This is a genomic window from Frankia sp. AgPm24 (assembly GCF_023243055.1).
Classification (GTDB): domain Bacteria; phylum Actinomycetota; class Actinomycetes; order Frankiales; family Frankiaceae; genus Frankia; species Frankia umida.
Map to the genome: position 1 here is coordinate 282,258 of NZ_JALKFW010000004.1, position 14,109 is coordinate 296,366.

Sequence of the window (14,109 nt, forward strand, 5' to 3'; positions counted from 1 at the left end):
GATCGGGGGAGCGGATCCTCGGGTACCACCTTCGTACGGTTCCGGCGCCGGTTCCGGCTCCGGCCCCGGGGGGGCGGGGGACGCCGTCCCAGGGGTGCCGGGGTCGACCGACCGGACGGCCCGGGTCCCTCGTCGTGATGGCGCCCCGGGCCCCGACCGGTCCGCCGCCGCGGACTCCGCCGAAGGTACGATGATCATCAGTCGGGGGGTGGGGCCGACGATCGTGCCGGACCTCGACCAGCCGCACGCCGATCGCGGCCCGCGGGCCGGCGGACCCGGCGCCCCGCTCACCCGGCCCACCGCCGACGCCGCCGCCCGCGGCGATGCCATCGCGGCCGCCCGCGGGGCCGCCATCGCCGCTCAGACCGGCGAGTACGGCCCTGCCCGCGGCACCGCGGACCCCACCGGCCGGGACGCCGCGCCGCGCCCCTACGGTGCCGTGGCGGCCCCCGGCGGTCCGGTGGCACCCGGTGGCCCGAGTGGCCCGGGCGGCCCGGGTGGCGCGCCGGCCACACCGACGCCGCCGGCCAGGTCGCACCGTCGCCGGCGTGTCCTGGCGATCGTGCTCGCCGTCCTCGTCGTGCTGTTCGTGGTCGGTGACCGGGTCGGCGTGGTCATCGCCAAGGGGCAGATGCGGGCGCAGGTGAAGGCGGGTCTGGCCGAGAACCTCAAGCCGGGCGACCCGGTGCCGACCATCACGGATGTGAGCATCGGCGGGTTCCCGTTCCTCACCCAGGTGCTGTTCGGCAAGTTCACCGACATCGGTGTGGGCCTGGACGGCATTCCCACCCCGGGTCCGAGGATCTCGTCGGTGCGGGCGCACCTCAGGGGTGTGCACGTGCCGCTGGGCGACGCCCTGACCGACAACGTCGGCACGGTTCCCGTCGACGACGTGAAGGCCACGGTCGGCATCACCTACGCCGACCTGAACGCCTACCTGGCCACCCAGAAGACCCCGGTGCAGGTGACCCCGGTCGACGGCGGCAAGCAGGTCAAGGTCACCGGCACCGTGCCCATCCCGGGCTTCGGCTCGCAGCAGGTCGGCGGCGTGACCACGTTCGAGGTCACCGACAACAAGCTCAGCCTGATCCCGTCCCAGCTGACGGTGGAGGGCGACGGCCTGAACTTCAGCATCCCGGTGCCGGGTGAGCTGCTGAGATCGGTGCTGGGCGCGGTGCCGATCCCGGTCTCCGGCCTGCCCTTCCACCTGACGATCGTCGACGCCTCGACGAACGGGACCGGGCTGTCGCTCACGGCAACCGCGAAGGATGTCGTCCTGCCGGCGGCCTGACACTCACCGTGACCGCCCGGATGTTTCCACGCCCCATCCGCACCGGACGGGCGCGATCTATGTCACATTACTGTTTGTGATGATGGCTGTGGGTGTGGTGCGGGCTGCGGCGGATGCTGCGGTGACGGTCCGGTCGGCTCGGCGACAGCCGTCACCGCCCACGCCGGCCGGCCGGCATTCTCATAGGGTGCCGCACGGGAGCCGCGTGTCGCAACGCCTCGCCCGCCCCCGGGGGAGCGGGCGACCTGCCGCGGGCCGACCCGGCGTTCGCGGGCAGCTCCGCATCGACATCGGCAACACCGAAGGACCACGAGGCGGCAGGAACCCGAGAGATGTACACAGGTCGAAGCGCGACGGCGACACACCGCCGAGCGACGCGCCGTCAACGTCACCCGGGTTGGATCAAGATCATCCCTCGGCGCTACGATCGGACATCCGGCATGATCGGTGAGCGCGCGTGATCGTTTGGCATGCCACCGCTGCCCGGCGCCCGGGCGGCGACGCACGATCGGGTGGCGACATCAACGGGGGTGACAGGGTCCACGGGGGTGAGAGCGTCCACGGGGATGACGGTGCCCGAGCGGGTGACGGCGCCCGCGCGGGTGACAAGGTGGAGTTCGGCGGGGCATCCCGGCCAGAGTCCCGTCGCGAAGGGGGATACACGTGCAGACGACCTTCCTGAGAGTCGTCACTGAGGCCGGCGCGGCCACGGTGCCCGCCGACGCCCAGTTCATCATCGGCCGTGCCCGGACCGCCGACTACGTGATCGCCGACAGTCGGGTCTCCCGCCGCCACCTCCTGCTCGAGCAGACCTCGGGCGGCTGGGTGGTCCGCGACATCAGCTCCAACGGCACCTGGCTGGACGGGCAGCGGATGCCCGAGGCCGTGGCCGTGGACGACGAGCTGCGGCTGCGCCTGGGCACCCCGACCGGCCCCGAGGTCGTCGTGCACCCCGAGTTCCCGCAGGGCCGTGGGCAGCTCGACGAGCCGGCCTACGACCCCGGCTACGACATGCAGACGATGCTGCCGAACTCGTCCGGGTACACCCCGCCCCGAGCGGCCCCCCGCGGCCCGGGGCGCCCCCACCAGGGCCCCACCAGCCCGGCCCAGCGCGGGCGCGACTACGACGACTACGACGACCGTCGCCGTGGTGAGCGCTCCGGCGGCCTGACCAGCCTCGAGCAGGAGCACGAGCGGCGCACCACCTACCGCCTGCGCCAGGGCACGATGTCCATCGGCCGCGCCCGGGACAACGACGTCGTCATCACCGACCTGCTCGCCTCCCGTCGCCACGCCGAGCTCTACATCGGACGCTCCGGTGTGCAGATCGCCGACCTCGACTCGGCCAACGGCGTGTTCGTCAACGGTCGCCGGATCAACCGGATCGCGCTCGAACAGGGCGATGTCATCGCCGTCGGTCACCACATCTTCCAGCTCGAGGGTGACCAGCTCGTCGAGTACATCGACTCCGGGGACGTCAGCTTCGAGGCCGAGGCGCTCAACGTCTGGGCCGGCCAGAAGCAGCTCATGCACGACATGACGTTCAAGCTGCCCGGCCGCGCCCTGCTCGGCGTCGTCGGCCCGTCCGGCGCCGGCAAGTCGACGCTGCTCAACGCGCTCACCGGGTTCCGTCCCGCCGACAAGGGCACCGTCCGCTACGCCGGCCGGGACCTCTACTCCGAGTACGACGAACTGCGCCGCCGGATCGGCTACGTCCCGCAGGAGGACCTGCTCCACACCTCACTCACCGTGCGCAAGGCCCTCGAGTTCGGCGCCGAGCTGCGTTTCCCACCGGACGTCACCAAGACCGAGCGCCGTAACCGCGTCGACGAGGTACTCGCCGAACTCGGCCTCAAGCAGCACGCCAACACCCAGGTCGCGCGCCTGTCCGGTGGCCAGCGCAAGCGGACGTCGGTGGCCCTCGAGCTGCTGACCCGCCCCACCCTGCTCTACCTGGACGAGCCCACCTCCGGCCTCGACCCGGGCATGGACAAGAACGTCATGGAGTCGCTGCGTAACCTCGCGGATGACGGCCGGACGGTCATCGTGGTCACCCACAGTGTCGCCCAGCTCGACCTGTGCGACTACATCCTCGTGCTCGCGCCCGGCGGTTACGTGGCCTACTTCGGCCCGCCGCAGGACGCTCTCTCCTTCTTCGGCAAGCGCGACTACCCGGATGTCTTCCTCCAGCTCGAGGCGATGCCCGGAGTCGAGTCGGCCGCCCGTTTCCGTAACTCGCGGTACTACGTCCCGGCGTCGATCACCGCCCCCTCCGCGCGCCCCGCGCCGGAGGAACTGCCCTCCCTCCGGCAGCAGTCGGTCCTGTCGCAGCTGGTGACGCTCAGCCGACGAACCATGGCCGTCGTCGCCTCCGACAAGTCCTATCTGCGCCTCATCATCGCGTTTCCGTTCCTGTTGGGTCTCATTCCCCGAGCTATCGGCGGAAACTTCGAGCTCTCCGCCACCCAGGCCAAACAGCTGTCCCCGAACTCGGACGGCCCCACCATCCTGCTGATCATGGTTCTCTGTGCCTGTTTCATGGGTATGGCGAACTCGGTCCGCGAGATCGTGAAAGAACGCGCGATCTACCGTCGAGAGAGAGCCATCGGCCTGTCCCGGACGGCCTATATCGGCTCGAAGGTCCTCGTCCTGACCCTCATCACCGTGGCGCAGGCGATCCCCTTCACCCTGATCGGTCTCGCCGGGCGAACACCGCAGTCAAGCCTGATCCTCGGCAACTCGCTGATAGCCATGCTGATCGCGGTGATCGTCGTCTCGCTCTCCTCGGCGATGCTCGGCCTGCTGATCTCCGCCATGGTCGACAACGCCGACAAGACCATGCCCCTGCTGGTCCTGCTCACCATGGGCCAGCTGATCTTCTCTGGTGGCATCGTCCCTGTTCACGGCACTGCCGGCCTCGAGCAGGTCGCCTACATCGCCCCCGCCCGCTGGGGTTTCGCCTCGATGGCCGCCGTCGGTGACCTCAACCGGATCAGCCTCGCCGGCGTCAACCGCCCCGACGACCCCACCAAAAAGATCAACCCGAAGGTCGTCGTCGACCCCACCTGGCAGCACACCGTCTCCACCTACGCCACCGACATCGCCGCCGGTATGGCCGTCGGCATCATCTGCATCATCATCGCCTCCATCCTCATCCGCCGGATGGACCCCAAAACCGTCAAACGCGCCCCCGCCACCACCGCCGTCGCCGGCGCCCCTCCGCGCTGACCCCGCCCGCCAGTCAGTCAGCACAGTGCCGGACGCACAGCGCCCGGCTCCGTTCCCTCTCCCACAGAAAAGGGGCGCGCACAGCGCGCTCCTTTTTCTTTTCGCGTCCCCTTTCCAGGTAGGCCGCGCGTCCCCACCGCCCCGCCCGCTACTCCCCGCGGTGGGCTGCGCGGCAAGATCCCGCTACGCGGGTCGCTGTGGGGGGCAAATCGGACACGAATACCCCCACGGCGACCCGTGTAGCTTTCGCCGGACCGGGCTGCCCAGGCGGCTGTGACGGACGGTGGTCTTCGTCGCCTGGTGATCTTCGCCGGCTCGGGGGGAGCGGCACGAAGCCCGGGTGGGATGCGGGTGGGATGCGGACGGTATATGAGCGATGGACGGAAAGTGTCAGCCCGGGCTGCCGCGCGGGGAGTGGGTGGCACGGCGGGACTCGGCGTCGCGCAGGGCCGCGCGGACGGTCTCGGTCAGGCGGCGGGCGTGGGCGGTCGCGTCCAGGAAGGTGAAGCGGAGAACCTCCCAGCCCAGGCGGACGAGCTGGTTCTGACGGTGCCGGTCGCGGAAGAGCGCCTGAGGCTCGCTGTGCGGGCCGACGCCGTCCGCCTCGATGGCAAGTAACGCTGTAGGCCAGGCGAAGTCAAGACGGGCGACGATGCTGCCGGTAGCCGGATCGCGCACCCGCCACTGGGTTTCCTCCGGTGGCAGGCCGGCGTCGCAGAGCAGCAGTCGGATGCGGGTCTCCAGCGGCGACTCGGCCTTCCCGTCGACCAGCGACCACCAGGGCCGCATCGGCCCGCCGCCACGACGAGCCGACACTCGGCGGCGCATCGCCGCGAGGTCCGCGACGGTGATCCGGTGGGTGCGCAGCATCGCGTCCAGAACGGAGAGGAACAGCTCCCGGTCATGCAGGAAGGCAAGATCCTCAAGCGTTCGCGGTAACGAACTGGTGGGCAGGCCGGAGAGGTCCGCGACCTCGTCGGGGGTGTGGGTCGACCGGTGCCGACGGTAGCCGTCGCGCAGACGAGCATGGTCGGCGTTCGGAAACGCGAGGTCGACCGGCTCATCCGACCGGCGCTCGGGAAGGCCGGGCACGCCATGAAGCCGCGCGGCGGTCAGGCCGCAGATCGTGCCGCCGAGCACGGCGGACGCCGCCCGCGCCCGGGCGCGAAGATCGTTACGCAACGGTGGAACCAGCAGCGCGCCACGAACGGGTGATGTCCAGCCGTAGCGGTGCCGCCGTGTCCTGATCGCGTCGGGGGACAGGCCGAGCGCGAGAGCCTGGGCACGGGTGACGACGTCATCCTGTCGCCGGGCGAAGGTGATCACCCGGTCGAGGGCCTGATCCATCCTCCGAGTCTGCAGCCCGAGGACCGTCCAGCGAAACGCCCGCCGGGCAGCTGTGGACAGCCCCAACCCCTGTGGACGAGCACCGAGCTCCGGCACCCGCCGCGGAAAAGGAGGCGGGGATCCGCGACTGGGCGACGCCCGGTCGTTTGGCCACGTGGTGGGGACCCGTCAGCCGGCGTTCCAGCGGACGTGGGCGGGCAGCGTGTTGCCGGGGGTGATCCGGTGGTCGGTGCCAGCGGGATTCTGCAGGTCGAGGACGTGGAGCTGCTTGTCCTCCCCTGGTCGCTGCGCGCTGAAGACCAGACGACCGTCGGGCGCGGGGGCGAACGTCGGGTCCTGGTCGTCGCCGGGAGTGTCGGTGACCTGCACGGGCGGCGAGCCGCCGGAGTCCATCTCGAAGATCTCCAGGTTCCCGTTGACGGAACGGGTGAACGCGATCTTCCCGCCGTCCGGGGACCAGGCCGGGTCGGAGTCCCCGTTGCCCTGGCCCTCGGTCAACCGGTTCGCCTTGGCGCCGGCTTCGGTGCCGATGGTGACGATGAAGCCGCGCTCACCATCCGCCGTGTTGGCCCAGTAGGCGATCTTGTCGCCGCTCGGGGACCAGGCCGGATCGGTGGCACGCGGCGCGGCCCCGGCGATCCGGGAGACCTTGGACGTATCGATCTGCACGACGTACAGGCCGGCCTGGGATGCGCCAGTACCGTCTGTCAGCGAGCGGGTCACGATGGAACCGCCGTCCGGAGAGAACGACGGGCGGGTGTCGTCCGGGATCCTGAGCTTCGCGGCCTCGCCGGTGGTGAACAGCGGGAAGGGTTTGCCGGTGCCGTCGGCGGCGATGGCCATGTACTGGTTGCGGCCGTCCGTGCCCTTGGCGAAGTAGACGATGGTCTTGCGCTCCGGGCGGATCACCGGAAGGATCTCGTCGCCGGCGTCGGAGGTGATCTGCTTCTCGTTCGTGATCTCGCCAGTGCCGGCGGGGACCGTCGCGGTGAACAGGTTGTAGCTGCCGTTCTTCTTCGCCGTGTAGACGATCTGATCCTTGCCCAGCGCCTGGGCGGATTCCGGCAGCGCGGTGGTCGCGGGGGCCGTCGACGTGGCCGAGGCGCCGCCGGTGGCGGTGGGAGTGGCGGTGTCGTCGTCCTTGCCGCCGCTGGCGATGGCCAGGACGACGGCGAGGATCGCGCCGACAGCGACGATGGCGCCGCCGATGAGCAGCGGAGTCCGGTTCGAGCGCCTGTGCGGGCCAGGCGGTGTGCCGGGTGCACCCGGGGCGGTACCGGGCCCGTCCGGGCCGGAGCCGCCGAGGCGGGTGGGGGTCTGCCCGCCGACCGTGCCCTCAGCGGGCCCGGCGCCCGGCCGGAAACCGGAGGTGGGCAGGCGGGTGGCGTCGTCGGGGCCGGCGGTGTAGCCGGCGCTGGTGTGCTGCCCGCCGGTGTGTGGGGCGCCCGTGTACGGCGCGCCGGCGTAGGAGGTGGGGCCGGTGGCCCCGGCGCCGGTCGCGCTGTCGGGACCGGGGACGGGCAGCTGCCAGCCCTGTAGGACGTTGGTGACGTCCTCGGGGTTGACGGCGGCGGCCGCGTCCGGGTTGGAGCTGGAGGGGTCGCCGAGCAGGCGGAGCATGAGCTGCTGGGCGCTGGGGCGGCCGTTGGGGTCCTTGCGCATCGCGAGCCAGACGATGGGACGCAGGGCCGCGTCCACGTCGTCGAGGCGGGGGTCCTCGTGCAGCGCCCGGTAGAGCAGCACCTGCGCCGAACCCTCGCCGAACGGGTAGTGGCCGGTGGCGGCGTAGGCGACCAGGCCGCCCCAGGCCCAGACGTCCACCGCCGAGGTGATCGGGCTGCTCTCGATCTGCTCGGGGGACATGAACGCGGGCGTGCCGAGCTGCTGCAGGTCACCGGTCAGGCCGCTGCCCGCGTCGGCGGTGCGGGCGATACCGAAGTCGATCACGCGCGGGCCGAAGGGGGAGAGGATGACGTTGGCGGGCTTGAGGTCGCGGTGGATGATCCCGGCGCTGTGGATGGCGGTCAGCGCCGCGGCGACGCCGACGGCGAGCTGCTCGAGGTTCGCGTCCGCCAGCGGGCCGTTGCGCTGCACGTAGCGCGAGAGCGTCTCACCCTCGATGAACTCGGTGACGATGTAGGGCCATTCGGCGTCGGGGTCGGCGTCGAGGACCTCGGCGGTGCAGACCCGGGCGACGCGGCGCGCCGTCTCGGCCTCGAGCCGGAACCGGGCGCGGAACTCGGGGTTGCTGACCGCCTCGTTGCGGATCACCTTGATCGCGACAAGTCGGCCCTTCGCCGAACGGCCCAGGTACACCTTGCCCATGCCGCCCTTGCCGAGCTGCCCGAGCAGCCGGTACGACCCGAGTTCGCGGGGGTCGTCCGCGTCCAGGGGGACGGTGCGCGCCGCCACCTCAGCATCCGATGATGCCATCGCTCCCGTTTCCCCTACCTGCCGCGCTTCGGTTACCGACCGTACGAGATCACGCCGTGTGGTGACCCCGTCGGCGTCCCGTGCCGACCTTTGATCGCTCATCTGCCGATCCGCCGTCCGGCGGTTCACCTGAGGAAAATCTTAGGCGAGGTTCGCTGGTCACCGATACGGCGGGGCGTCCCGAAAGGCCAAAACGGTCTGTCATCGGAAAGACAGGCATGGACCGGCGCCCGGCGCGTCCCCTTCCCGGAACCTGTGCCATCGTCAGGTTCAGATCATGTCCGCCGACCGAAGGCCCAGGAGTCAGATCGATGGTTGGGACCGCACCCCGCGCCACAGTCCGCACCGCTGTCCGCGGCAGGGGACGCGGCCTGCGCCGCGGCATCGCCACCCTGGCCGGTGCGGCGATGCTGTTCGTCCCCGCGGCCTGCGGTGGCGACGGCGGTGACAGCAGCGGCCCGACGGACGCCACCCCGGTGGCCAGCACGTCCCGGTCCCCGGCGGCGGTGCGGACCACGCCGGCGTGGGGCTTCGCGCGCTTCACCGACGCGGCCGCGAAGATCGGCGTGGCCACGACTGTCCCGGCGACGGCGAGTGCCGGCAGCTGGCGCTCGAGCACCCCCCGGAGCACCCAGGGCACCCAGGACGGGCAGGTCAGCGTCATCCACCAGGCGACCGGCAGCTACCGGGTGACCTTCCCGGGCCTGGCCGTCCGCGGCGGGCGCGGCATCCCGCTGGTCACCGCCCTGGACGCGGCCGCCAGCACGGGCGCCGCCAGCGCGGAACCGACCGCCCCTGTCGTGTCCTGCCACGTGGTCCGCTGGGATGCGGCGGGCACGGCCGAGCAGGTCGACCTGACCTGCCGCGACGCCGCCGGAACCGCCACGGACTCGGCCTTCACCGCGATGTTCACCTACGTCCCGCAGCCATCCACCGCCACACCGGCCGCGACGTCCACCGCGCCGGCCGCGACGTCCACCGCCGCGACGTCCACTGCCACGCCGACGACGTCCACGTCCCCGTCCGCCGAGCCGGTGACGGGCGCGGGGGCGTACGCCTACCTGCGCCTGGACGACGCGTCGGCACCGACGGCCAAGCCGGCGGACGAGTACAGCGTGAGCGGCCCGGGGACGATCGAGGTCCGCCGGGTCGGGGCTGGGCACTACACGATCGACCTGATCGGCCCGGCGTTCGCGAAGGACGGGAACAACCTTCAGGTCAACGCGATCGGTGACGACTCGGTGGGCTGCAACGCGCTCGGACGGGTGGTCGGGGCGGACCGGCAGTCGGTGTTCGTCGGCTGCGCCCGCGGCGCCACCGGCACGGACAGCCCGTTCGTCCTGCTCTACACCAGCGGGCACGCCCTGATCCCCCAGGCGCGGGACGCGACGAGCTTCGGTCACGCCTTCACCGGTGTCTCCGTGCGGGGCGGGCCGACGCAGCAGGCTCCGATCGGTGCGCCGGTGAACGCCTGGGGCTGGTACTCGGCGAACAGCACCGGCGCCACCAACCAGGTCCGTCGGCTGGCCATCGGACGGTACGAGGTGAGTTTCCCCGGCGTCGCGCGCACCCCTGACCTGGTGGCGGTCACCCCCTACGGCGAACCCACCGCCCGCTGCTCCGCCACCGACGGCACCGGCACCGGCGCTGGAACCGGTACCAGCACCGGCGCGCCAGGTGGGACGGCCACGATCACGGTGCGCTGCGTCAACGCCGCCGGCCAGCCCGCCGACAGCTTCGCCAGCGTCGCCTACACCACCGCCGCGTAGGCGTTCAGGGGACGCGCAGGACGTCCTCGACCCGGCGGCGCGCGGTGGCGGGCGTCGCCGGGGAGTCGGGATGGGGGTAGCCGACACGCAGGATCATCTGCACGTGGCCGAGGCCGCCGGTGGCGGCGCGGAACCTCTCCCGTAGCCCGGCCATGTCGATGGCCTGCGACATCGGCGAGGTGACCAGGCCCAGCGTGGTGGCGGTGAGCAGGACACGCTGCATCGCCTCACCGGCGCGCAGCCGGTCGACGGGTGTGTCCGCGTCGGTGCCGATGAGCAGGATGTCGGGATGTTCGATCGAACCGGCGAGTTCGGGTGCGATGCCGGCCGCGGCGGTGAGGTCGACGTCCAGGTCACGCAGTGGGAACTCGGACTGGCGGGTAACCTCGGTGGGCACGACGACGCTGCGCGGGATGCCGTCCGGTGCGGGCGCCGTGCGACTCCAGAGGGCCAGTTCCGCCTGGTAGTCGGTGTCGTGCGCCTCGATCCAGGCGGCCCGCGACAGCAGGACGGCGACCTGGAGTCGCAGGGTCCGGTCGGTCGGCGCGGTCAGCCAGGCGCCCTGCGCCTCGGCGGCGACGCGCAGCCGGTCGACGGTGCTGGGGGTCAGCGGCCGCGGATCGAACGGTCGGCGGTCGGTGTGCCGGTGCGGGATCGCGGCGGCCAGCGCGCACTCGGCGTCGACCGGTGGGCGCCGCCCGGCCAGGGCGATCCGGGCCAGCGGCCGGGTCCGCAGGTCGTCGCCGTCCGGAAAGAGGGTGATCCGCGGGTCCAGGCCGTGCATGCGCAGGGCGAGCGTGGCGTTGTGGAGCGCCGCGCCGCAGCTGAGCAGCAGCTGACGCCCGTCCGGGTCGACGACGCCGAGCTGACGGTCGACGTCGGCCCGCAGCGTCAGCGCCGCCCCGGCCGGCGCCCCACCGGGCAGAGCCGGATCGAGATACCACAGCCAGGGCTGGGTGTTGTGGATGGACGGCGCCGCGACGGCCGTCGCGACCACCTCCCGCGCCAGCCCGGTGGTCAGCTCCGGCGAGCACGATACGGACTGCGCCGCTTCGGTGGACATGTCACCCTCCCCTGCCTGGTACCTGCCCCAACTACCTGTTCCAGCGTGCGGGAGAGGTGGCCGTCCCGACATGCGCCGATCGGAACCTGCTGGGAAGGACGGTCGGCTGCCGCCGGGGGGCCGCCTGGCACCTGCACGGGCCGGCGCGGAGTCACGGTCACCTCACGCGGGTAGCCCCATGGCATGGCAACTGACATCGAGGCGGTGGTCGCGGAACTGCTCGAGCGGCACGGGCGCACGTTCGCCGAGGAGATCGGCGCCGACGTGCCGGCGGACACCGCCGAGGGGATGTTCGCCCTGACCGTCTTCGCGGTGCTCGCGGGCGCGCCGATCCGGACACCGTCCGCCGTGGCGGCCTGCCGGGCACTTCTGGACGCCGGCTGGACCGACGCCGCGGCGATGGCGGAGGCGACCGGGACGCGGCGCACCGAGGTGCTTCGGGGCAACGGCTACGCCGGCTACGACGAAAGCATCTCCCACCGGCTCGAAGAGGCCTGCCGCTACCTGTCCGACACCTACGACGGCGACATCCGTGGCCTGCGCCGGGCCGCCGACGGCTCGCCGGAACGCGAACGGGCCCTGCTCCAGCGGATCAGGGGTATCGGACCGGTCGGCGCCGACATCTTCCTGCGGGAGGCCCAGGCCGGCTGGGACGAGCTGATCCCCTACATCGACGAACGGGTGTGCCGCACCGCCCGCGAGCTTGGCCTGCCCACGAGTGCCACCCGGCTGGCCGACCTCGTCGAACGCACCGATCTGCCTCGTCTGGTGGCCGCCCTGGTGCGGGTACGGCAGGAACACGACCTCACGGACCTGCGTGAGTCGACCTCCGGGATGTCCTGACCAGCCCCGTCTCCGCCGAACGTTCGGCGGTATCCGTAATCTGGAGCGGTTGACTTTCTCGGAGGGGAGCGATCGTGGCGACCACGCAGGACGTGGAGCGTGCCCGGGAGCAGGCGTACCTGGACCGCCTCTACACCCGCCTTGACGAGGTTCGCCAGATCACCCGGGACCAGCTGCGCGGCGTGCTGCTCGCGGTCGGCACCGGCACCCCGCAGTCGGTGGTCGAACGCGACGTCTTCGCCGCCGCCCACGCCGACCGGCTGGCCCGCCTGGACGCGGCCGAAGGCCGGCTGTGCTTCGGCGCGATGGATCACACCGACGGTCAGCGCACCTACATCGGGCGGATCGGCCTGTCCGACAGCGAGCAGGAGCCGATGCTCGTCGACTGGCGGGCACCGGTGGCCACCGCCTTCTACCGGGCGACGCTGGCCGATCCGCACGGCCTGCTGCGTCGCCGCCATCTGCGCACCCGCGGCCGCGAGGTCACCGGCATCGCCGACGACCCGCTGAGCGGCGCCCTCGGCACCGACCCGTCGCCCGCGGCCACGTCCGACGCCGCCGAGTCGTCCGGCACCTCCGGCACCTCCGGGTCGTCCGGAGACTCGGTGCTGCTGGAGGCGCTGTCCGCACCGCGCACCGGCCGGATGCACGACATCATCGCCACCCTTCAGGCCGAGCAGGACCGGGTGATCCGCGCCCGTGCGAACGGCATCCTCGTCGTCGACGGCGGCCCCGGCACCGGCAAGACAGCCGTCGCGCTGCACCGCGCCGCCTACCTGCTCTACAACGACCGGGCCCGACTGGACCAGTCCGGGGTGCTGATCGTCGGGCCGAGCCCGGTGTTCCTGCGCTACATCGACCAGGTGCTGCCCTCCCTCGGGGAGACCGGCGTGGTCTTCGCGACCCCGGCGCGGCTGTTCCCCGGCGTCGAGGCGACCGGCACCGAACCGGTCGAGGTCGCCACCCTCAAGGGTGACCCACGGATGGCGGACGTGATCGCCGCCGCGATCCGTGACCGCCAGCGCGTGCCCTCCGGTGGTCTGAACCTCGCCTACGACGGGATGACGCTGCGAGTCAGCCAGGACCGGGTCGCCCGGGCCCGTACCCGTGCGCGCCGCAGCCGCCGCCCGCACAACGGCGCCCGCCGGGTGTTCCTGCGCGAACTGCTCACCGAGCTCACCAACCAGGTCGTCCGGCAGGTCCCCGGCGGCCTGCTCGACCAGGACGAACGCCGCCAGATCACCGGTGACCTGTGGACCGACGACGTCGTGCGGCCCGCCCTCGACGCCCTGTGGCCGCTGCTCACCGCGCAGCAGCTCATCGGTGACCTGCTGCACCAGCCCGCCGTCCTGGCCCGCGCCGCCGGCAACCACCTCACCCCCGCCGAACGAGCCCTGCTGACCCCCAGCCCGGCCTCGGCCCACACGGACGCGGACGATGACCTGTTCGCCCCGGCCAACCTGCTCACCCCCGCCCAGCCGACGCCCCAGCCCCGGGACCTGGCCTCCGGGCGGATCCCGCATCCACGGATACCGGGCGGCGCGGCCACGGCCGGCGGGGCCACCGGGGCGTGGACACCGGCGGATGTCGCGCTGCTCGACGAGGCGGCGGAACTGCTCGGCGATCCGGACGAGGAAGCCGGTCTGGAGGCGGCTCGCCGCGCCGAGCAGGAGCGTGCCGAGGAGCGTGAGTACGCCCGCGGCGTCGTCGACATGCTGGGCCTGGACGGCCAGATCGACGCGGACGCGCTGGCCGACCGCTGGGCTGGTCCACGCACCCGACGCAGCGCCGCCGAGCATGCCAGCCTCGACCGTGGCTGGGCGTTCGGCCACCTGATCGTGGACGAGGCCCAGGAGATCTCACCGATGCTGTGGCGGCTGCTGTGGCGCCGCTGCCCGGGGCGCACCGCCACCCTGGTCGGCGACCTCGCCCAGACGGCCCGCCCGGGCGCGCCGACCCGGTGGGAGCGGCTGCTCGCCCCGGTGGTCGACGACCGGTTCACCATCGAGCGGCTCACCGTCAACTACCGCACCCCCCAGGAGATCATGGACGTGGCCGCCGAGGTGCGGGGGGCGCCCGGCCCCGCCCGGGGGGCCCCCGGGGCGGGGGGCCCGGGGGGGCGGCGCCCCCCCGCG

At 72.4% G+C, this 14,109-nt stretch carries 8 protein-coding genes; 5 read left to right on the forward strand and 3 right to left on the reverse strand.

Annotation, left to right across the window (positions count from 1 at the left end; translation table 11 throughout):
- The first annotated feature begins 190 nt into the window (after window positions 1-190).
- The gene (locus tag MXD61_RS03305; protein WP_248811371.1) at window positions 191-1,291 is read left to right on the forward strand and encodes a DUF2993 domain-containing protein; all 1,101 of its coding nucleotides are present in this window, start codon (window positions 191-193) and stop codon (window positions 1,289-1,291) included.
- Window positions 1,292-1,954: 663 nt separating this feature from the next.
- Window positions 1,955-4,519 (forward strand): FHA domain-containing protein, encoded by a 2,565-nt coding sequence (locus tag MXD61_RS03310; protein WP_248811372.1) that lies wholly within the window; start codon window positions 1,955-1,957, stop codon window positions 4,517-4,519.
- Window positions 4,520-4,909: 390 nt separating this feature from the next.
- Here the strand turns inward: MXD61_RS03310 and MXD61_RS03315 are convergent, their stop codons facing one another.
- Both MXD61_RS03315 and MXD61_RS03320 read right to left on the reverse strand, forming a co-directional pair.
- Complete coding sequence (locus MXD61_RS03315) at window positions 4,910-5,866, reverse strand: DUF559 domain-containing protein (protein WP_248811373.1); 957 nt, start codon at window positions 5,864-5,866, stop codon at window positions 4,910-4,912.
- A gap of 168 nt (window positions 5,867-6,034) precedes the next feature.
- A complete protein-coding gene (locus MXD61_RS03320) occupies window positions 6,035-8,299 on the reverse strand; it encodes a protein kinase (protein ID WP_248811374.1) in 2,265 nt (754 codons plus the stop codon).
- A 311-nt stretch (window positions 8,300-8,610) separates the two neighbouring features.
- On the opposite strand from MXD61_RS03320, the gene MXD61_RS03325 reads away from it, so the two are divergent.
- Entirely contained in the window at window positions 8,611-10,068 is a 1,458-nt protein-coding gene (locus MXD61_RS03325; protein ID WP_248811375.1) for a hypothetical protein, read from the forward strand.
- Window positions 10,069-10,072: 4 nt separating this feature from the next.
- Here the strand turns inward: MXD61_RS03325 and MXD61_RS03330 are convergent, their stop codons facing one another.
- The gene (locus MXD61_RS03330) at window positions 10,073-11,131 is read right to left on the reverse strand and encodes a nitroreductase family protein (protein WP_248811376.1); all 1,059 of its coding nucleotides are present in this window, start codon (window positions 11,129-11,131) and stop codon (window positions 10,073-10,075) included.
- Window positions 11,132-11,314: 183 nt separating this feature from the next.
- Here MXD61_RS03330 and MXD61_RS03335 point away from each other — a divergent pair, with 183 nt between their 5' ends.
- Entirely contained in the window at window positions 11,315-11,974 is a 660-nt protein-coding gene (locus MXD61_RS03335) for a hypothetical protein (protein ID WP_248811377.1), read from the forward strand.
- A gap of 74 nt (window positions 11,975-12,048) precedes the next feature.
- Window positions 12,049-14,109 (forward strand): helicase (locus MXD61_RS03340; protein WP_248811378.1); only part of this gene is annotated, 2,061 nt, incomplete at its 3' end.